This window comes from Mycobacterium zoologicum (assembly GCF_020181635.2).
GTDB classification, from domain to species: Bacteria; Actinomycetota; Actinomycetes; order Mycobacteriales; family Mycobacteriaceae; genus Mycobacterium; species Mycobacterium zoologicum.
Map to the genome: position 1 here is coordinate 1 of NZ_JAYJJS010000018.1, position 20459 is coordinate 20459.

Here is a 20459-nt window from a genome sequence, read left to right on the forward strand (position 1 = left end):
CAAAATTCGTGAAGAAAACCGACCCAACTGGGGCCAACTCAGGTGACCACACTCAGATATACGCGTATCCAGCGATGCCAGCGGCGAACAGGGCGGTGACGATCCACCGCAGCGCGAGGTCGTCGATCACGAAGCAGGTCGTCGTGACCTGGCGAACGCTGCGCGTGGCGCCGACACCAGCGAAGGTGCTGCTTGTTTAGGTCCGGGACATGACAGTCTCGTGAGTCCGTACCGGCCTGCGCCCTGCGCGGTGTCCATCAAATCTGCCTTACAGTTCGTCTGCTGCTGATTCCGCGCCGAGCGGCTGACCCGTCCGATTCGACAGCTCCGTTGGGTGAATGTTTCCCATAAACCATCGGCCGCTTTGGGTCCTGCCCGGGCGGTGGTGATGTGGCGGTGGCCTGCTGGGCGAACGCGGCATTGTCGCCGCCCAGATCAAGTTCTTGGTCCGCGGCACTCAGCGGTGGTGGAGGTGGAACATCGGCATCGCCCATGTTCCACCGAACGGCCGGCTTGCCTGGATCACTTCAAGCGGACCGTGTCACCAGGGCTCGGCCAGCACCGCACCCCTTGGCCTTCTGTCGCGGCTAGCGAATCCAGGCCAAGGGGGAAGAATCGTCGCGGTGCTGGTTGATCAGTCGTTGCAGGTGCAGGAGGGATGACCGCACTGGCAGCCCGGGCCTTGGGTGCACGAGGCGTCACCGCAATTGCAGGTGCCGGCTTTGCAACAAGTGGCTTCGGCTTCTTTGGTTTCGTTCATAACTTCAACCATACCCAGGTAGGGTATGAGTGTCAAGGTTTCTGCGGCGTCAAATGGCCGGATGCGGTCACGCCCGGGCCGGCCGCTACGGCCCGATCTCGCCGTGGCGATCAGGAGCGCACGAGGCGCGCGATGGCGGCGGAGGCTTCGGTCAGTTTCGCCTGGGCCTCGCCCCCGCCCTCGGCGACCGCGCGGGTCACGCAGTGTTCGAGGTGCTCATCGAGCAGGCTCAGCGCCACCGAGCGCATAGCACTGTTGACCGCGCTGATCTGGGTGAGGACATCAATGCAGTACTTGTCATCTTCGATCATCTTGGCGATGCCGCGCACCTGACCTTCGATGCGGCGCAGCCGCTTGGCGTAGTTGTCCTTCTGCGCCGAATATCCGTGTGCGGTTGTCATCTAGCCTCCCGGCGTTCTCATTGTCGGACCGATCTCGACCACGTTTGGTCATCGGGATAGGGCCCCGATGGCCGAGCATCGACGGCATTCCAGCGCGACCAGCCCAAGGCCAAGGCCGCGGGAACGAAAAAGATCGGCCAGCTTCATACAGCCATGGTACCTACCCCATGGGGGTACCCGGATGTAGATGGGCGCACCGGCACCTACCTGTACCTTGGTTGCTACGGGATCCTCGGCCAATACTCGGTGATCCCAGCACTGTGCGGGTAGCGCGCGGTCAGCGAGTTGCCAGTGCTCGACGATCTTCGACAGGCCCATTCCGTTCGTGGTGGCGCACTGCGCGACGGTAGCGCGCCTAGGTGCCCGTCACGTCGCAGCGGTGCGCTCGAAGCACCAAGTGGTTCCTGACCGAACCACAACTGGTCACAGACGAGATCATCCGGATCGCCGACCACCGGCACGAGCGGATCGACCACGGCCAGTTCGGCGCAACGTAACGATCGGGCGCGAGCAGTCGCACGACATTAGTTGGTGTAGTTGAGGCTGGTCATCATGCCGGCGTCTTGGTGGTAGGTGTTGTGGCAGTGGATCATCCAGTCGCCGGGGTTGTCGGCAACCAGCACGGCGCTGACTTTCTGCTGGGGCAACACGATGACGGTGTCTTTGCGCGACCCCAGGCTGCCATCGGGTTTGATGATTTGGAACGTGTGGCCGTGCACGTGCACGGGGTGCCACATCGCCGTGGAGTTGGTGAACCCCAGGGTGGCTCGCTGCCCCTGCTTGATGATCAGCGGCGGGTTGTCGGGGTAGGGCTTGCCGTTGATGCCCCAGTCGTATTGCATCATCGAACCGGTCAGATCAATGGCGAGGTCGACGTCGGAGTTCGCCGACGCCAGCCCGGCGGCCGGTGTGGCGGTGAACATGTCGATGGTGCCGACCCGGCGGTTGAGTTCGGGCGGCTGAAAATCGGCGTTAGGGGGTGCGCCGGCCCCGGTGGACAGCAGCGCCCGTCCGAGCGCGTTCTTGCCTTCGGCCAGCGCCACCAGGGGGAACACGCCGTCGCCGGCGGTGACGATGACGTCGTAGCGTTCCCCCATCCCGAGCAGCAGCGCGTCGACCTCGGTGGGCACGACCGGATACCCGTCGGTGTGTGTGACCGTCATGGCATGTCCGGCCAGCGCCACCCGGAAGGCGGTGTCGGAGCCGGCGTTGATGAACCGGATCCGGATCCGCTGCCCAGGTTTGGCGTCGAAGACAGTCGGTGCGGCGGGGATGCGCCCGTTGACCAGGTAGTGCGGGTAGGTGACGTCGCCGGCGTCGCCACCCAGAAGATCGCTCGACGCGGCGGGCATGCCAGGCATGCCGGGCATACCGGGCATGGTGTCCATCGAGGGCATGTGATGCCCGCCGCGCAGGTCGTCGTAGATCTGTTGGGGGCTTTTGCCGATCCCGTCGGTCCAGTCATCGAGGACCACAATCCATTCGGCGTCGTAGTTGCCCGGCTCAGCGGGGTCATCGACAATCACCGGAAAGTACAGGCCGGTGTCGGCGTCCAGGCCGGTGTGCGGGTGCGCCCAGTAGGTACCCGGATCCGGCAGCGAGAACCGATAGGTGAAATCGGTGCCGGCCGCGATGTTGGCGGAGGCGGGGGTAGCGCCGTCCATGTCGTTGCGCAGCGCAATGCCGTGCCAGTGCACCGAGGTGGGGTGATCGAGCCGGTTGGCGACCGTGACAGCGAGTTCGTCGCCGACATTGGCCCGGATCAGCGGGCCAGGGAGAGTGTCGCCGTAGGCGAGGGTCCGCGCGAGCCGGCCGCCGAGGTCGATGGTCGCCGGTTGGGGTGTCAGCGTGGCGGTCACGGTACGTCCGGTGTGAGGGCGGGCCGCTTCGGCAGCGGCGATCGCCGCATCAAGGTTGGACGCGGCCGGGTTCGTCGAGCGGCCACAGGCGGCCAGCACCAATCCGGCTCCGCCGACCAGCGAGGCGGTGACAAATACCCGCCGGTTCAGCCGAAGGTCATTCCCCGTCGATCCGGTCACGCCCACTCCCTTATCCTTGGTGCCCGCCATCCGGTCAGGGCTCCTGCTATTGCTGATCGGCCCCCGCCGGTACACACGCCGCTGTCGCGGAGGCGTGTCCGGCAGTGCCTTCTGCTCGTCTGCTGCTGGCTCACGCGTCGTGGCCCTACGGCCGGCCTTGCTGCCCCGCGTCGGCCGACTGCTGATGCCCGCTACCACCGTGGCCATGTGCCTGATGTGCCTGATGTGCGTGGTCAGCACGCGCAGACGGCAGCGCAGCGACGCTGACGTCCGGGCGCAGGTCTAGGCGCCGCAGCAGCTGGGCGTTGAGCGCGACGACAATGGTCGACAGCGACATCAGGACCGCGCCCACCGACATGGGCAACACGAAGCCCACCGGGGCCAGCACACCGGCGGCCAGCGGGACCGCGACCACGTTGTAGCCGGCTGCCCACAACAGATTCTGGGTCATCTTGCGGTATGTCGCCTTGGACAGTTCGATGACCGAGAGCACCGACCGCGGATCCGAGCTGGCCAAGATCACGCCCGCGGAGGCGATCGCGACATCAGTGCCGGCGCCGATCGCGATGCCCACGTCAGCTTGGGCCAGCGCGGGCGCGTCGTTGACACCGTCACCGACCATGGCCACCTTGAAGCCCTCGCGCTGCAGCTCGGTCACCTTTCCCGCCTTGTCCTCGGGACGCACTCCGGCGAACACCCGGTCGATGCCCAGCTCGCCGGCCACCGCGTGCGCGACCGCATCGGCGTCGCCGGTGACCATCGCGACGCGGATACCGAGCCGGTGTAGGGCGTTGACGGCCTGCACGGACTCCTCGCGCACCGCATCGGCCAGCTTCAATGCCCCGATCACCGCGCCGTCGGCTACCACGTGCAAGATGATCGCGCCCTCGTCGCGCCACGGCTGCACCTGCGGCAATTCGTCGAGGTGCTGCTCTGCCAGCATCGAGGGGCCACCGACGTGCACGACCCGGCCACCGACCGTGGCGGTCACCCCGATGGCCGGCGACGACGCGAAGCCACTCGCCTTGGGCACCGACAGCTCGCGCCAGCGGGCTGCGTCCATGATCGCGCGAGCCAGTGGGTGCTCGCTATCGGATTCGGCGGCGGCCGCCAGGGCCAGCACCTGGTCTTCGGAAAAGTCAGGGGCACCGGCTTGGGCGATGACGTCGGTCACCGCCGGCTCACCCTTGGTCAAGGTGCCGGTCTTGTCGAACAGCACCACGTTGACCGTGCGCATACTTTCCAGCGCCAGCCGGTCTTTGATGAGTACGCCGCCGCGGGCGGCCCGCTCGGTGGCAATCGACACCACCAACGGGATGGCCAGCCCCAGCGCGTGCGGGCAGGCAATCACCAACACGGTGATCACCCGGGTCACCGCCTGATCCGGATAACCCAGCAAGCCCCACACCACCGCGGTGATGACCGCCGCGCCCAACGCGAACCAGAACAACCACCCGGCGGCGACATCGGCGAGCCGCTGCGCCCGTGACGACGAGTTCTGCGCCTGCATTACCAGCCGCTGGATCCCGGCCAACGCCGTCTGGTCACCGACCGCGGTGATCTCGACCCGCAACCCGGAGTCTGTGGCGACCGTCCCGGCAACCACGGGATCCCCAGCTGAGCGGCGCACCGGGCGCGATTCACCGGTGACCATGGACTCGTCGACTTCGGCGACGCCCTCGACCACGGCGCCGTCAGCCGGGACGGTGCCACCCGGTCGCACCACCACCAGATCACCCACCCGCAGGTCGGCAGGCGCGACGGTGACCACCGTGTCCCCCTCGACGCGCTCGGCTTCATCGGGCAACAATGCCGCCAATGAGTCCAGCGCCGACGTCGTCTGCGCCAGCGACCGCATCTCCAGCCAATGACCGAGCAACATGATCACGATCAACAGCGCCAGTTCCCACCAGAACTCCAACTGCCGACTCAGCACGCCGAGGCTGGCACCCCACGACGCCACAAACGCCACCGTGATCGCCAAGCCGATCAGCAGCATCATTCCTGGTGCCCGCGAACGGATCTCGCTGACCGCCCCCGTTAAAAAGGGCGCGCCACCCCAGAGGTACATGATCGTGCCGAGAATGGGTGCCGCCCAAGCCACGCCAGGGAGCGCCGGAATCGTGTAGCCGACGATCATCGCGAACATGCCCGACAGCCCAACGGTCGGGATCGCGAGTATCAGCATCACCCAGAACAGTCGCCGGAACTGCGCGGCATGATCCCCGTGACCGTGACCGTGACCGTGACCGTGACCAGCGTGGTCGGCGTGAGGCGGGGCATCGGCGTCCATCAGCATGGCGTGACCGTGTTCGTGGTGAGCAGTCATACCGCCAACATATACCCGTATGGGGTATTGATGGCAAGCCGTCAGTGGATGCCGCACTCCCTCTGGTGGGCGCGCGCGCCGGGCTGCGTCGGCGCGGCGAGGCGAGACGAACCGGTAGCAGTCCGTCCCGCCCGCCGTCCAGCGCTAGAAGAGACCGCTCAGCACGTCCCCGGACCCAAACAGGTCCAGGAAGGCGCCGGGGTCGACGGCGTCCGCCGCGGCGCTGGCCGCGTTGGTCGGCAGATCCGCCGTGCCCACCGTAAGCGCTTCGGCCAGCCGTGCCGGCCAGTCCACCAGCAGCGCGTCAAAGATGCTTCCGTCATTGAGCAGCCCAACGAACACGTTTGGAGTGTCGGGGACCTCCCACCCATTGATCAGGGCGTTCATGAGATCGGCGGGGGCGCTGAGCAGCGCATTCAGGTCTCCGCCGACAGCCTGTGTGATGGTGTTCGCCAGCTGGTAAAAGACCCCGATCAGCGGTTCCATCTGAGTCCCGCTGAATTCCTTTATGAAGGACCACGCGTCGAGGGGCCCGACAAACTCGGAAACGGCGCTCGAGAGGTTCTCCAGCATCCTGGCGGGAATGGACAGCACGGGAGCCATAGCCTTCCCGATGTCCTCGAGTCCGTAGAGCGTCCAGAGGTTGAGGTCGTTGAAGACCCCGAAAGCGTTGCCGTCCGCGGCGTAGCCGGCCATGCGTTCGAACAGAGTTTCCAGCCCCGGGTACTTGAAGGGGTCGCTTTCAACTCCAAAAATCATCTTCTGCAACGCCTCGCCGACACCCGCAAAACCTGAGGTGACGAACCTGGTCATGGGTTCTCCATCGACGATTCTCACGTCGAGCGGGACGTTTTCCATGCCGATGATCAGCTGGCCGTAGTCCGTCAGGTTGCCACCGATCTGCTCCAGCAGCGCGGGGATGTTGGAGTTGCTGAACAATGCGTCGAGGTTCTCCCCCGCCCGCTCGAATACCGAGGACCAGCCCATGAAGTCGTCGGCACCAGCGGTCAGGTGAACATATCTGTGCTGAATATCGGGCGGAACGGGTGCGGCCGGATTGACGAGAATCAGGCCGGTTCCTACCAAGGCGACACCTGCTGCCGCGAATCGGCTCGTGCGGGTGGCGCCGGATCCGGTCGGAGCGGATCCAAGAACTAATGACACGACATCTCCCTTGCTAAGTATGTGCGTGCGCCTTGAGCGAGCGCACGCCAACTGTGAACAGAACATATGCGGTATACCCGTATAGGGTACGTATATAGGGTACCCTACCCTAAGTACCCCTAGTGCCCGGTCGCGTTCACCGACATCGTCCAGGTCGTGCGCACCCGATTCGGACTCAAGGCGCTGGTGCTAGCCGGCGATCGCGACAGTGTGAGCAAATGGGCTGTGGCTCTGTCTGATTCGGGAGTTCTGGTCGGTGTCTGCGGTGCCGGGTCGACCCGAATTGGAGTTGGGATTCCCTTTACCCCGGTCCGTCAGCGAACACTCCGAAATATGCGTCTACCCGCATGACACGTTCGTGAGACACATGACAAGGACATGACACCACCGTTGAGAAAATGACACGGAGCGTGAGACCCTACAAAGTTCTCCCTCAGTGCGCCATGTTCGTAAACCGCGACAAATGCAGCTGGTGCGCCACCGTCACGGTCTTCGTCGGACCGTTGCGGTGCTTGGCCAGGATCAGGTCCGCCTCACCGCCACGCGGGTCGTCACGTTCGAACGCGTCCGGACGGTGCAGCAGGATGACCATATCCGCATCTTGTTCAAGCGAGTTATGGACCGAAATCCCTTGCGCCACAAAGTTATGTGTGCCGTCCACGGTTCCGTCGAACACATCGTGCTCGCCGATGCTGGTGATCTCGACGATGCTGTCCCAGAACACGTCGCTGGTTGCGATCGCGTGGATGTCCAAGTCTTCGAGCACCGCGGCGGCGCGGTGCAGCCGGTCCCGGCTCGGCGCATGTTTCCACATGGTCGACCCGCAGTACTTGGTGTCCATGGCCACGGCGAATTCGCGTTGGGTCATCTGCTGATCGGCCAGTGCCCGGCGGACCTGCGCCCAGACCTCCTTGGGGACGGTGTCCAGGTTGGGGTTACGTGCCACGCCTTGCAGGTGCGACAGAATCTCCTTGGCTCCCACCGCCTTAGCGCCCTGGGCACCGACGTTGTGCAGGAACCGCACTTGATGCTCGGCGCCGTAGATGACCAGGTGCCACGAGTCGCGATAGCCGGCCTTGGGTACCCGCTTGATCCGGCCGAACACCCCCACCCGTGACAGCAGGGCCGCCACGTCATCAATCAGCTGGCGACTGGTCGACGCGTAGTAGATCCGGCCGATACTGCGCTTGGCGTCCCAAATCACCGATCCGTCGGTGGCCCACAGGTGCCGCAGGAACAGCGCCACCTGATCGTTCGGCAGCGCGAAAACCTCTTGCGGCACGAACTTCTCGTAGCTGCGCTTGCCGAACAGCCCCAGCCCATCGAGCCACGCCGCGATCGGATTGCGCTTACCGTGCGTCAGGTGGAACGGCGCCGGCAGCCGCAACGTGGTCACCCGCGCCGCCGGGTACTCGTCGCGCACCGCCATCACCCCGAAGTGCATGGCCGCCGCGGTCACCGCGGTCAGGTTCGCCTCGTCGATCGACGCATACCGGATCGGCTGGTTCTTCACGCACGACCCGTCGCCGATCATGTGCGCCAGCAGAATGACCTCGCTGTTTTCCATCCGCGTGGTCTCTACCGGCTCGGGCACCCGCCGCGGCACCGCCAGGCGGTCCCCGACGTTCAAGTCGCCCAACGCAACCCAACCGTCCAGCGTGAGGAACGGGTGATTCGCGGTGGCCTCGACCTCACGGCCCGAGGCCATCCGCAGCTTGAACACCTCGCGGTGTCCGCTGGGGAACACGTTGGTCATCGGCCGGGCCACCATCCGCAGCCGCTCATCCAGCGACCACACCAGGGGGCGCTCCCCCGTCCGCATCAACTCGCCCAGGGTGACCTCGGAGCCGTTGTCGGCCCGCAGGATTCGCGTCGAGGCGGTCAGGCAGCCCGATTCACGCAGATCCGAGAGCATCGGCTTCTTGTCGGTGCGCTGCTCGGGCCCACGGTTGAGCTGGCTGAGCGCAATCACCGGAAGCTCCAGCTCCTTGGCCAGCAGCTTGAGGTGCCGGGAGAACTCCGAGACCTCGATCTGGCGCGACTCGACCTTCTTGCCCGAGGACATCAGCTGCAGGTAGTCGACCACCACCAGGCGCAGGTCGGCCTTCTGCTTGAGCCGGCGGGCCTTGGCGCGTATCTCCATCATGGTCAGGTTCGGTGAGTCGTCGATGTAGAGCGGCGCTTCGCTGATCTCACTCATCCGCCGGGCCAGCCGGGTCCAGTCGTCGTCGGTCATCCGGCCCGAGCGCATGTCGCCCAGCTTGATCTTCGCCTCGGCCGACAGCAGCCGCATCACGATCTCGGACTTGCCCATTTCCAGGGAGAAGATGACGCTGGGCAGTCGGTTCTTGATCGAGCACGACCGCATGAAGTCCAGGGCCAGCGTGGAGTTGTGGGTCGGCACCATGCCTCGGCCGGCCAGGTAGAGCCGCTCCGGGTTGTCCACCTGCACGCAGCGCACCGCCACGCTGGGCACCCGCCGCACCGACACCAGGCTCAACGCCGGCGCCAGCAGCGCGGTGCCCCCACCGGCCCGCACCGCCGAACCCGCCGGGGCGATCCGGTCCAGCCCGCAGCGCAACTGCGCGGTAGTCCGCACACCCGCGTCCGTCGGCCACAGATGCTCGGCGTCGGCGACGATCACCGTTCCGTCGGAGAACTCGACTTCGTAACAGGGCCGGCCCAACAGGATGCCGGTGGCGGCCACGACGCGGGTGGGCTGCCCGTCGGCGTCCAGCAACTGATCACCGACCGCCACCTCGCCCATCGTGGTCCACCCCGTTGGGGTGGCCAGGGGCGTCTTCAAGCACAGTGCCTTCCCCATGCCCGGCCGCGCCGCGATGATCACCATCTGCCCCGGGTGCAGCCCGTTGGTCACCTCATCCAGATCGGTGAACCCGGTCGGCACACCGCGCGCGATGCCGCCGTGCGAGGCGATCGCGTCGATCTCGTCCATGGTGGGCTGCAGCAGGTCTTCCAGGGGGACGAAGTCCTCCGAGAGCCGGCGGTCGGCGACGTCGTAGATCTCGGCCTGGGCGCGATCGACCACCTCGGCCACATCGGCGCCCTCCGCGCCGGCGTAGCCGTACTGCACCACCCGGGTACCGGCCTCCACCAGGCGGCGCAGGATCGCCTTCTCCGAGACGATCCCGGCGTAGTAGCCGGCGTTGGCGGCCGTGGGCACCGTGGAGATCAGGGTGTGCAGATAGGGGGCGCCGCCCACCCGGCGCAGCAGGCCCCGGCGGTCCAGCTCGGCGGCCACCGTCACCGCGTCAGCGGGCTCACCGCGGCCGTAGAGGTCCAGGATCGCGTCGTAGATGTTCTGGTGCACCGGGCGGTAGAAGTCGCTGGGGCGCAGCCGCTCCAGCACGTCGGCGATGGCGTCCTTGGACAGCAGCATCCCACCGAGCACCGACTGTTCGGCGGCGACGTCCTGGGGTGGCTGACGGCCGACGTCCTCACGGGGCGGTTCCTCGAGCTCAGACTGCCCACGGTCGTCGACAACCGCCATCCGCTCGCCTCCTTCGCCGCATGATCGAACGTCTATTCGACGCATATGCCCGACCATATCCGCAGGCTCTGACAAACCTCGCCGCGTCGTGCCGGGTTGACGCTAGGCGTTGCTGGCAGGCGCAACAACCGGGCTTGTTCACAAAGGTGTGGATGACGTGTGTACACCGGCCCTCCACTTGTTTGGGATGGTGGGGAAGACTTGTGGAGCAACGCTCCGCGGCCGGTCATCACTGCAGGTAAGCGCACCACGCAGGGCGCCCGGGGCTGTGGAGGACAATCCCTTCGGCGTGTCGGCTCAGGTAGACACCTTGGGCGTGTTGTCTTGCCGACGGGTAGACGTCGTTCCACCGTCAGGTGAACAGGCCTCGCGCTACCACACCGGCCAAATGTTTGCCGGAGTTAATTGAAGTTAACTCAAATTCGGCACAGCAAAGCCCCGGCGGTCCCAACCAGGGACCACCGGGGCTGCTGAATGTCTTGCTTAGTTCGCCGCGGTGACGTCGAGCGTGACGTCGACGTTCACGTCGTGGTGCAGGTGCACCGACACCGGGTGGCTGCCGACGGACTTGATGTGCGCCTTGGGCAACCGCACGATCCGCCGGTCCAGGTTCGGTCCGCCGGCCTTCTTGATCGCGGCCACCACGTCAGCGGCGGTCACCGAGCCGAACAGCTTGCCCGAGTCGCCAGCGGTCTTCACCGGCAGCGTGACGGTGCCCAGCGCCTGCAAAGCCTCCTTGAGCTCCTTGGCGTGGTCCAGGTCGCGCACCTGCTTGGTCTCGCGGGCCCGGCGGATGTCGTCGGCCTGCTTCTGCGCGCCGCGCGAGGCGACGATCGCCAGCCCCCGCGGGAGCAGGTAGTTACGGCCGTATCCGTCCTTGACCTCGACAGAGTCTCCGGCCGCTCCGAGGTGGTCCACCTCGGCGGTCAAAATCAGCTTCATCGTTTCGTACTTTCTCTGACTTATGCGATCGGCTAGCGCGCCGACGAGGTGAAGGGCAGCAACGCGACCTCGCGGGCGTTCTTCACCGCGAGCGCGACGTCGCGCTGGTGCTGAACGCAGTTGCCGGTCACCCGGCGGGCGCGGATCTTGCCCCGCTCACTGATGTAGGTGCGCAGCAGCGAGGTGTCCTTGTAGTCGATCACCTGCTTCTTGTTAGAGCAGAACGCGCACTTGCGAGTCTTGATCGGCTTCTCGGGAGCCGGACGCCGCTTGTTGGATTTGGCCATCTACCTGTCTCTTTCGTGCTGTGGTTCGTTAGTTCAGAAGGGCGGTTCGTCGTCGGCGCCACCGAAGGAGCCGGACGCCGGAGCACTGCCCCACGGGTCCTCCGCGGGGGCGCCACCGGCGGACATTCCCGACGCCTGAGACGGCGCGCCGCCACCGCCGCCGAAGCCCCCGCCACCGCCGCCGCGGCTGGCCTTGTTGACCTTGGCGGTCGCGTACTTCAGCGACGGACCGATCTCGTCGACCTCGACCTCGACGACGGTTCGCTTCTCCCCCTCGCGGGTTTCGAAGGACCGCTGCCGCAGCCGGCCGGTGACGATCACCCGCGAGCCGCGGGTGAGGCTCTCGGCCACGTTCTCGGCAGCCTCGCGCCAGATGTTGCACCGCAGGAACAGCGCGTCGCCGTCCTTCCACTCACCGCTCTGCCGGTCATAGACCCGCGGAGTGGACGCCACCGTGAAGTTGGCGACTGCCGCCCCCGAGGGGGTGAACCGCAGATCCGGATCGGCCGTCAGGTTTCCGACGACGGTGATCGTGGTGTCACCAATGGCCACGGGGCCCTCCTATAGATCGGTGTCGCGCTGCATGTGGAGCTGAGCCTACGCAACGGCGGCGACAGCGGGCTACGACTTGTCGGTGCGCATCACCTTGGTGCGCAACACCGACTCGTTCAGGCCGAGCTGACGGTCAAGTTCGGACACCGTGGCCGGAGCCGCCTTGACGTCGATCACCGCGTAGATGCCCTCGGCATGCTTGGCGATCTCGTAGGCCAGGCGGCGCCTGCCCCAGATGTCGACCTTGTCCACGGTGCCACCGTCTTTGCGGACGACGTTCAAGAACGTCTCCAAGGACGGGGCGACAGTGCGCTCGTCGAGAGTGGGGTCAAGGATGACCATGATTTCGTATGGACGCATGGGAACCTCATCACCTCCTATGGTCGTAGTGCGGCCGTGGATGTGACCACGGCAGGAGGGTCGCCTGCGTCGGCAACCCGGTCAGGCTACCGGAGGCTGGGCTGCGGAACGAAATCGGCCGGGACGGGCGTCCTCGCCGACGACGGGCGCAGCCGGGCCGGCAGCCACGACGGCGGGTTGTCCGGCGCGCCGTCGAACACCCCGCCGGCGGGATCGTCGGCCCACCCGCGGGCCCGCACCAAGTCGCACTGAGGGCGGTAGATCTGCCGGATCACCAGCACGCACAATCCGAACACCGCCACGTCACGCAGCAGCACCACGCTGGTGAACCACTGCTCGGGCAGGCTGCGGTCCGGCACGCTGTAGAGGTAGTACATCCGCGGCACCCACACCAGCGCGTCGACGGTCATCCAGGCCAACAGCAGCCGGCGATGCGGCAACGCCAGCACCGCCAACGGCACCAGCCACAGCGAGAACTGCGGACTCCACACCTTGTTGGTCAGCAGGAACGCGGCGATCAGCAGGAACGCCAGCTGCGCCAGCCGGGGCCGCCGCGGCGCGGTCAGCGCGATGTAGCCGATGCCGACACAGCACAGCGCGAACGACACCGCGACTACGCTGTTGAGCACCACCGGCGGCTCCCACAACCCGAGGTCGCCATCGAACCCGCGCCAGCCGGTCAGTGATCTCACCACGTTGTACAGCGAGTCCATGTCGTCGCCGCGGCGGGAGTTGAGCCGGAAGAATTCGCTCCACCCACGCGGCGCGTAGAGCATCACCGGCAGGTTGACCGCCAGCCAGCTCAGCGCCGCCGTCGACGCGGTGCGCTTGACCTCGGCCAGCCGTCCGGTGCGCAGTCCCAGCACCAGCAGCGGGCCCAGCAGCAGCACCGGGTAGAGCTTGGCCGCCGCGCCCACCCCGAGCAGCACCCCCGCGGCCGTCGGCCGCCGTCGTGCCCAGGCCAGCAGCCCGCAGGTGGCCAACGCGACGGCCAACGCGTCGAAGTTGGTGAAGATCTGGAAGATCACCAGTGGCGAGGCCGCCACCAAGGCGGCATCCCAGATCCGTCGTCCGGCCAGCCCGGACGTGGCCCACACCGTCGCCAGCCAGGCCAGCGCCAGGCCCAGCGCGACGATGTCGAAGAACACCACCACCTCGGCCACCCCGAGCAGCGCCGGGATGGCCAGCACCTTGGCGATCGCGGTATAGGTCTTGGCCAGCGCCATCGCGGCGTACTGGTAGAGCCCGGTGACCACCGGATACTCCATGTAGCGCACCGCAGGCGCACCGTCGTAGCGGGTCTGCTCCTGGCCCTTGCCGTCCTTCTCGACCCAGCTGGACCGGTAGGGGAACTTGCCCTGGTCGAGCAGCTCGGCGGTGTAGAGCGGGACGACGTCGGAGTAGCACAGCTCGAAGTAGGCCCGCTCGTTGTCCCAGTTGGCCACCCGCTGGTCGGGGCCACCGGTGCCGGCGCTCTGCAGGCAGGCCGCCTTACTGGTCCAGCCCAGGGCCAAAAACAGCACGGCGATCAGGAACATCACCCGCAGTGGGGTCATGAACCGGGTCCGCCCGATCAGTGCGTGTCGGCCCACCGGCCCGCCGATGGTGCCCGATAGCGCATGGGTGAGCGCGTCGGTGCGGCTCGGCAGGTCTCGATCGTCGGCGGTGCGCAGGTCCGTGGCCATCCGGCGTGGCGAACGGACCAGCCGTTCGGCGATCTCTTCGGTCACGGCACGGCTTCCGGCGGAGGCGGAGGCGGCGGCTCCGGCGGCGGCGGTGGTGGCGGCGGCGGCGGAGGTGGTGGCGGCGGCGGCGGCGGTGGAGGCGGTGGTGGAGGTGGTGGCGGCGGCGGTAGCGGCGGCGGCGCGAACGGCTCCGGCAGCGGCGGCAGGGGCGGCGGCGGCTCGTTCCAGTCCTGCTGCGGCGCCGGGGACCAGTCGTTCTGCACCGGTACAGGTGTGGCAGCCGGCACCCCGGCGAAGCCGCCGATGTCGGTGGGCTTGGGGAACTGCACCGCGGGCTCGCCCCACAGCGCGCCGTCCATGCTGGCTTTCCAGATGTCGGCGGGCAGCCCCGCGCCGTACACCGGCCCGCCCCACTTGTTGGTCAGCGGCTCGTCGCCGGTGGTGGTGCCCACCCACACCGCCGTGGACAGGGTCGGGGTGTAGCCCACCATCCAAGCGTCCCGGTTGGCCCCGGTGTCGCCCAGCTGGGTGGTGCCGGTCTTGGCTGCCGCCGGCCGGCCGGCCAGGTCGTGCCCGCCCGAATAGCTCGGGATCGCCTTCATGGCGTCAGTGACGTTGTCGGCGACCGCCTTGGGGATGCGTTGCTCGCCGGAGTCCTTGGCCGCCGCGATGTCGTAGAGCACCCGGCCGTCGGCGCCCACGACCTTCTGGATGAAGTACGGCCGGTGGTAGATCCCCGAGTCGGCCAGCGTGGCGTACGCCGATGCCATGTCGATCACCCTGGTCTGGTACTGCCCGAGCACGACGCCGTTCTCCGGGGGCCCGCCCAGTCCGTCTTGCGACAGGGTGTGCGGCACGCCCGGGAAACTCTCGGCGACGCCGGCCTCGTGCGCGGCGTCGGCGACATCCTTCGCGCCGTGCTTGAGCTTGAGCATCAGCCGGTAGTAGACCGTGTTGAGGGAGCGCTTGAGCGCCTCGGCGATGTTGCAGGTGCCGCAGCTGGCTCCGCCGACGTTGCTGATCTTGGTCTTGCCGACCGTCAGAGGGCCGCTGTCGATCTCGGTGCCCAGACCGATGCCCTGCTTGAGCGCGGCCACCAGGGCGAACACCTTGAACGACGACCCGGTCTGCAGGCCGGCCTGGGCGAAGTCGAAGCCGCCGGCCTCGTCGCCGCCGTAGTAGGCCTTCACCGCGCCGTTGCGCGGGTCGATCGAGACCACCGCGGTGCGCATGTTCGGTTTCTGCCCTGCCATCACCGAGCCCACCGCCTTCTCGACGGCGCGCTGCGCCTTCATGTCGATGGTGGTGGTGACCCGCATGCCCTGGAAGTTCAACGTCTGCTCGTCCATGCCGAACATGTCGAGCAGTTCTTCGGTGACCTGGCGCTGAATCAGCCCGTTCGGCCCGGAGGCGCGGTCGGCGTTGCGCGCCTGATCCGGTGGCACGGTGGTGGGGAAGAACTGCTTGGCACGTTCGCTCAACGACAGCGCACCGGTCTCCACCATGCCGTCGAGCACCCAGTTCCACCGGGCGACGGCCCGCTCGCGGTTGATCGCCGGATCCAGAGTGGACGGCCGCTGGATGATCGCGGCCAGTAAAGCACCCTCGGAGAGGGTCAGGTCCTCGACCCGCTTGTCGAAGTACGCCCGCGCCGCCGCGGCGATCCCGTAAGTGGTCCGACCGAAGTAGATGATGTTGAGGTAGGCCTCCAGCACCTCGTCCTTGGGCCACTCCTCGGACATCTTGGTGGCGATCACCAGCTCTTTGGCCTTGCGGATCAAGCCGCCCAGACCGGCCCGGGCGTCACCGACGAGGGCGTTCTTGACGTACTGCTGGGTGATCGTCGAGCCGCCCTGGGTGTCACCACCGAGCAGGTTGTTCTTGATCGCCCGGAAGAACCCCGAGGAGGAGTAGCCGGAGTTGGTGTAGAAGTCGCGGTCCTCAGCGGCCAGCACCGCGTCGCGCACGTGGACCGGCACCTGGTCGATGGTGACGTCGACCCGGTTGCCGTCCGGCGGAACGATTTTCGCCAGTTCGGTGCCGTCGGCCGCCAGGATCGTCGACACCTGGGTGGTGTGGATGCTGTCGCGTTCGGGGATCGCGACCGTGTGATAGGCCATGCCGAAGGTGATCACCGGGGCCACCAGCATCAGCGCGATCGCGGCGTAGGCGACGCGGCGCACCACCACCCAGTTCACCCGGCGCCGCGCCCGTTCGTCGGCTTCCTTGGCGGCGTCATCGGCCGCCGGCTCATCCGGGGTCGCCGGTTTTGCGTCGTCGGGCCGGGGCCGCGCCAGGGCGGCCTTCACCTCGTCGATGGGATCGTGCAGATCCGGCTGGCCGGGCTCGGCCTCTTCCGGCTGCTCGTCGACCGGTGGTTCGCGGTGTTCTGCCTCGGTGCTTCCGGGTGCCGGCGCTCTCGGGCCGTTAGTCGTCACGATCGGCGGGCATATCCCACGCGTCGCTGCAGTCGCATGACGAACAGATTACGTGGGCGCTCGTCCGGTGGCGCGCAAACGCGTCAGATAACTGGCCAGAAGTGAACTCCCGCTACGGGATCGGGGATTGCTGCTCAGCTCCCTGCGGAGGTGGCTCGGCCCCGGCCGGTGGTGGCGGTGGTGCCGCCGGCGGTGGTGCCTGCGGCTGTTGCTGCGGAGCAGGCGGGCCGACCGGCACCGTGGTGGGCGGGCCGATCGGAATGGTGATGCCCGGGGCGATCTCGATGGTCGGCTGGATGACGGTCTCCTGCGGCGGCGCCGGCACCGGACTGTTATCCATCTGCGGCGGTGGCGCCACATACGGCACACCCGCGTAGCCGCCGATCTCGGTCGGCGTCGGGAAGCTCTCATTGGTGGTGCCCTGCAGGGCGCCGTCCATGGTGGCCTTCCAGATGTCGGCGGGGATGCTCGCCCCGTACACCGGGCCGCCCCACTGGTTCACCAGCGGCTCGTCGCCCCCGGTGGTGCCCACCCAGACCGCGGTCGACAGCGACGGCGTGTAGCCGACCATCCACCCGTCCCGGTTGGCTCCGGTGTCGCCCAGCTGGGTCGTGCCGGTCTTGCTCGCCGACGGCCGCCCGCCGGCCAGATTGTGCCCGCGCGACCAGCCAGCGATCGGCGCCATGGCCGCGGTGACGTTGTCGGCGACCGCCTTGGGGATGCGCTGCTCGCCGGTGTCCTCGGCGGTGTCGGCGTCAAAGAGCACCTCGCCGTGGGCGTTGACCACCTTCTGTACGAAATGCGGCGGGTGGAACACCCCCGAGTCGGCCAGCGTGGCGTACGCCGACGCCATGTCGATCACCCGGGTCTGGTACTGCCCCAGGACCACACCGCCCTCGGGCGGCCCGCCGTCCTGCGAAAGGGTATGCGGCACACCGGGGAAACTCTTGGCGACGCCGGCCGCATGCGCCGCGTCGGCGACGTCCTGCGCACCGTTCTTGAGCTTGAGCATCAGCCGGTAGTAGGCGGTGTTCAGCGAGCGCTTGAGCGCCTCGGCGATGTTGCAGGTCCCGCAGCTCTCACCCTCGGCGTTGGTGATCTTGATCCGGCCGTTCTCGACGGTCAGCGGCGAACTGTCGATCTGATACCCCAGCCCGATGCCCTGCTCCAGCGCGGCCACCAGCGCGAACACCTTGAACGACGAGCCGGTCTGCAGCCCCGCCTGGGCGAAGTCGAAGCCGTTGGCATCCGCGCCTCCGTAGTAGGCGCGTACCGCACCGGAGCGAGGGTCGATCGAGACCACCGCGGTGCGCATGTTGGGGATCTGGTCCTTGAGATAGGTGTCCACCGCATCCTCGGCGGCGTCCTGCGCCTCGGGGTCGATGGTGGCGGTGATCTGAAGACCCTGGGTGTTCAGTGTCTCCTCGTCGATGTTGAACAACTCCAGCAGTTCTTTGGTGACCTGGCGCTGGATCAGCCCGTTGGGACCGGTGGTGACGTTCTGCGACTTGGCCAGATCCGGCGAGACCGTGATCGGAAAGTCTTGTCCGGCACGTTCTTCGGCGGACAGTGCGCCGGTCTCCACCATGCCGTCGAGCACCCAGTTCCACCGCTCCACCGCGCCCTCGGGGTCGACGGCGGGGTCCAGGGTGGACGGCCGCTGAATCAGCGCCGCCAGCAGTGCCCCCTCGGCCACATCCAGCTGCTCGACGGGCTTGTCGAAGTAGGCGCGCGACGCCGCGGCGATCCCGTACGAGCCGCGACCGAAATAGATGATGTTCAGATAGGCCTGCAGCACATCGTCTTTGGGCCACTCACTGGACATCTTGGTGGCGATCACCAGTTCCTTGGCCTTGCGGACCAGCCCGCCCAAGCCAGCCCGCGCGTCACCGACCAAGGCGTTCTTGACGTACTGCTGGGTGATCGTCGAACCGCCCTGGGTGTCACCGCCGAAGATGTTGTTCTTGATCGCCCGGGCGAAGCCGGAGACCGAGAAGCCCGGGTTGGAGTAGAAGTCGCGATCCTCGGCGGCCAGCACCGCGTTGCGGACGTACACCGGCACCTGGTTGATATTGATGTCAACCCGATTACCTTCCGGCGGAACGATTTTCGCGAGCTCCGTGCCGTCCTTGGCGAAGATCGTCGACACCTGGTTGGTCCGGATGTCACCGGGTGAGGGCACGTCGGTGATCGAGTAGGCCATCGCGAAGGTGATCACCGGCAGCAGCAGCATGAACGCGAAGGCGGCGTAGCAGCCCCGGCGGATCCACTTCCAGTTGATCCCCAGCCCGCGCAGCCGGTCCAGTGGGTGCGGGGCGGCGGGGCGCTCGCGCTCTTGCTTCGGCTTCTGCGGGTCCTTCGCCGGCGGCTCGCGACGCGGGATGCGGCCGCTGAGCGCCGGCTCACGTTCCGGGGCGGAGCCGTCGAGCGCGGCGCGAACCGCGTCGATCGGGTCGCGCAGGTCGACGGTGACGTTGTCGTCGACCGCCGGGATGATCGTGGTGTGCCGGTCGTCGGGCCCGACCGGAGCACCTTCCGGCGGGTCGTCGCTGTGTCTACTCACTGGCGGTGCGGGCTCCACTGCGTGCCGGGCGGCGGCCCCGAGACCCCTTGGGCGGCTGCGCGATGCCCAACACATACGACTTCACCAGGTGATTCCAGCTGCAGGTGCGGCACACCTCGACCACGTGCACCGAGAATTCCGGGTAGCGCGTGGCCAGCAGCACCAGCTCCTCGGCCGAGCGCGCCGAACCCGAGACCGGCCCCAGGTTGTCGCCGTACACCCACGACACCAGGGTCAATGGCTCCTTGCGGCAGATCGGACAGACCACCGCGCTGGTCTTGCCGTGGTACTTCGCCGCCCGCAGCAGATACGGATTGGCGTCGCACACCTCCGACACCCCGGTACGCCCGGAGTAGACCTCGGCCAGCAGGGAACGACGCCTAAGCGCGTAGTCCACCACCTGTCGCTGCAATCGCACGGTGACCAGAGTACGTCGGGTCGCAGGCGACCGGAGCGATGAACGCCCCTTCGCACACCCGCGGGCGGATTCGCCCGTCGTCACCCGCCGCGAACTTCTACCATCGTGGCCGTGGCAACACGGCAGACCAGCGTGACCCGCGCCAAGGACAGTGACCGCGACGACACCTGCCGCATCCTCGACAGCGCGCTGGCCGAGGGTCAGGTGTCCAGCGCGGAACATCGCGAGCGGATCAGCGCGGCCACCCGGGCGGTGACGCTCGGCGATCTGCACGCGCTGGTCGCCGACCTGCAGAATGCCGACGCTCCGGTACAGCTGCCCGCCCTGACCAAACCGCTCAAGATGGGCAGCCGCGGCCTGGCGCTGGGCGCGCTCGGGGCGGCGATCCTGGTGGGCATCGGCATCGGCTGGGGGGTCTACGGCAATACGAGCTCCCCGCTGAGCTTCACCTCCGACCCCGGCGCCAAGCCCGACGGCGTCACTCCGGTGGTGCTCACCCCGCCGCGGCAGCTGCACTCGCTGGGCGGACTGAGCGGGCTGTTCGAGCAGGCCCGCACGAAATTCGGCGACACCATGGGCTATCGGCTGGTGGTCTACCCGGACTACGCGTCGCTGGATCGGCCCGACCCGGGCGAACCGCGCCGCCAGCTCAACTACTCCTACCGCGGTGGATGGGACTCCCCGAGCAGCTCGGCCACCAGCAGCCGCGGCACGGCGGTCGACCTGAGCAGGTTCGACATGAAGGCCACGGTGGGGATTCTGCGCGGAGCGCCCGAAACCCTGGGAATCAAGGCCTCCGAGGTCAAATCCACCTACCTGATCATCGAGGGCTCGACGGATCCGACCGAGCCGGGCACGGTCACGCAGTCGATCTACGTCTCCAGCGACTTCGGCAGCGGCTACATCTCCCTCGACGGGGCCGGCAACGTCAAACGGATCAACTACCCGTCCTGAACTGCTGATTTCCCACAGCACAACAATTGGCGAATAATGACCGGTTAGGTCTGGTT

General features: G+C 67.2%; 16 protein-coding genes. 3 read left to right on the forward strand and 13 right to left on the reverse strand.

From position 1 onward, the window contains the following. Nucleotides 1-200, forward strand: a 200-nt coding sequence (locus tag K6T84_RS15000; protein ID WP_329786701.1) for a hypothetical protein, incomplete at its 5' end; no start/stop codon positions are given. 670 nt (nt 201-870) lie between these two features. Here K6T84_RS15000 and ricR read toward each other — a convergent pair. Beyond that, nucleotides 871-1161, reverse strand: coding sequence for a copper-sensing transcriptional repressor RicR (gene ricR, locus K6T84_RS15005; protein WP_046189986.1), 291 nt, complete (start codon nt 1159-1161; stop codon nt 871-873). Between the two features lie 359 nt (nt 1162-1520). Here ricR and K6T84_RS15010 point away from each other — a divergent pair, with 359 nt between their 5' ends. Beyond that, on the forward strand, nt 1521-1658 hold the full coding sequence (locus K6T84_RS15010) for a hypothetical protein (RefSeq protein WP_225401027.1): 138 nt from the start codon (nt 1521-1523) through the stop codon (nt 1656-1658). Between the two features lie 27 nt (nt 1659-1685). On the opposite strand, the gene K6T84_RS15015 is transcribed toward K6T84_RS15010, so the two are convergent. From K6T84_RS15015 to K6T84_RS15070, 12 genes are all read right to left on the reverse strand, one after another. Next, entirely contained in the window at nt 1686-3200 is a 1515-nt protein-coding gene (locus tag K6T84_RS15015; protein WP_225401028.1) for a multicopper oxidase family protein, read from the reverse strand. 145 nt (nt 3201-3345) lie between these two features. Then, on the reverse strand, nt 3346-5529 hold the full coding sequence (locus tag K6T84_RS15020) for a heavy metal translocating P-type ATPase (RefSeq protein WP_408066120.1): 2184 nt from the start codon (nt 5527-5529) through the stop codon (nt 3346-3348). A gap of 144 nt (nt 5530-5673) precedes the next feature. Next, on the reverse strand, nt 5674-6693 hold the full coding sequence (locus K6T84_RS15025) for a hypothetical protein (RefSeq protein WP_225401029.1): 1020 nt from the start codon (nt 6691-6693) through the stop codon (nt 5674-5676). Nucleotides 6694-7126: 433 nt separating this feature from the next. Next, nucleotides 7127-10204 carry a replicative DNA helicase gene (locus K6T84_RS15030; protein WP_225401030.1) on the reverse strand — a complete coding sequence of 1026 codons (3078 nt, stop codon included), beginning with the start codon at nt 10202-10204 and terminating at the stop codon, nt 7127-7129. 483 nt (nt 10205-10687) lie between these two features. Beyond that, on the reverse strand, nt 10688-11146 hold the full coding sequence (rplI, locus tag K6T84_RS15035) for a 50S ribosomal protein L9 (protein ID WP_224863801.1): 459 nt from the start codon (nt 11144-11146) through the stop codon (nt 10688-10690). Between the two features lie 32 nt (nt 11147-11178). Then, nucleotides 11179-11433: a 30S ribosomal protein S18 gene (gene rpsR, locus K6T84_RS15040; RefSeq protein ID WP_046285275.1), complete on the reverse strand. Its 255-nt coding sequence runs from the start codon at nt 11431-11433 to the stop codon at nt 11179-11181. A 33-nt stretch (nt 11434-11466) separates the two neighbouring features. Continuing rightward, nucleotides 11467-11985, reverse strand: coding sequence for a single-stranded DNA-binding protein (locus K6T84_RS15045; RefSeq protein WP_224863800.1), 519 nt, complete (start codon nt 11983-11985; stop codon nt 11467-11469). Between the two features lie 69 nt (nt 11986-12054). Continuing rightward, nucleotides 12055-12345: a 30S ribosomal protein S6 gene (gene rpsF / locus K6T84_RS15050; RefSeq protein ID WP_225401031.1), complete on the reverse strand. Its 291-nt coding sequence runs from the start codon at nt 12343-12345 to the stop codon at nt 12055-12057. 86 nt (nt 12346-12431) lie between these two features. Further along, nucleotides 12432-14030 (reverse strand): glycosyltransferase family 87 protein, encoded by a 1599-nt coding sequence (locus K6T84_RS15055; RefSeq protein ID WP_225402087.1) that lies wholly within the window; start codon nt 14028-14030, stop codon nt 12432-12434. 41 nt (nt 14031-14071) lie between these two features. Beyond that, nucleotides 14072-16468, reverse strand: a complete 2397-nt coding sequence (locus K6T84_RS15060; RefSeq protein ID WP_408066121.1) for a transglycosylase domain-containing protein — start codon at nt 16466-16468, stop codon at nt 14072-14074. 112 nt (nt 16469-16580) lie between these two features. Further along, a complete protein-coding gene (locus K6T84_RS15065) occupies nt 16581-19106 on the reverse strand; it encodes a transglycosylase domain-containing protein (RefSeq protein WP_255612418.1) in 2526 nt (841 codons plus the stop codon). Continuing rightward, nucleotides 19024-19449 (reverse strand): DUF5318 family protein, encoded by a 426-nt coding sequence (locus K6T84_RS15070; RefSeq protein ID WP_224863698.1) that lies wholly within the window; start codon nt 19447-19449, stop codon nt 19024-19026. The genes K6T84_RS15065 and K6T84_RS15070 overlap by 83 nt, the downstream gene beginning before the upstream one ends. Before the next feature lie 111 nt (nt 19450-19560). Between K6T84_RS15070 and K6T84_RS15075 the strand changes: the two genes are divergently transcribed. Next, nucleotides 19561-20403, forward strand: a complete 843-nt coding sequence (locus K6T84_RS15075) for a DUF1707 SHOCT-like domain-containing protein (RefSeq protein ID WP_224863700.1) — start codon at nt 19561-19563, stop codon at nt 20401-20403. The last annotated feature ends 56 nt before the right edge of the window (nt 20404-20459 follow it).

What these genes read in the sequence shown, in the direction of transcription:
- ricR (WP_046189986.1), bottom strand. Translation starts at nt 1,161, where the DNA reads ATGACAACCGCACACGGATATTCGGCGCAGAAGGACAACTACGCCAAG.
- K6T84_RS15020 (WP_408066120.1), bottom strand. Translation starts at nt 5,529, where the DNA reads ATGACTGCTCACCACGAACACGGTCACGCCATGCTGATGGACGCCGAT.
- K6T84_RS15030 (WP_225401030.1), bottom strand. Translation starts at nt 10,204, where the DNA reads ATGGCGGTTGTCGACGACCGTGGGCAGTCTGAGCTCGAGGAACCGCCC.
- rplI (WP_224863801.1), bottom strand. Translation starts at nt 11,146, where the DNA reads ATGAAGCTGATTTTGACCGCCGAGGTGGACCACCTCGGAGCGGCCGGA.
- rpsR (WP_046285275.1), bottom strand. Translation starts at nt 11,433, where the DNA reads ATGGCCAAATCCAACAAGCGGCGTCCGGCTCCCGAGAAGCCGATCAAG.
- rpsF (WP_225401031.1), bottom strand. Translation starts at nt 12,345, where the DNA reads ATGCGTCCATACGAAATCATGGTCATCCTTGACCCCACTCTCGACGAG.
- K6T84_RS15055 (WP_225402087.1), bottom strand. Translation starts at nt 14,030, where the DNA reads ATGGCCACGGACCTGCGCACCGCCGACGATCGAGACCTGCCGAGCCGC.
- K6T84_RS15065 (WP_255612418.1), bottom strand. Translation starts at nt 19,106, where the DNA reads ATGTGTTGGGCATCGCGCAGCCGCCCAAGGGGTCTCGGGGCCGCCGCC.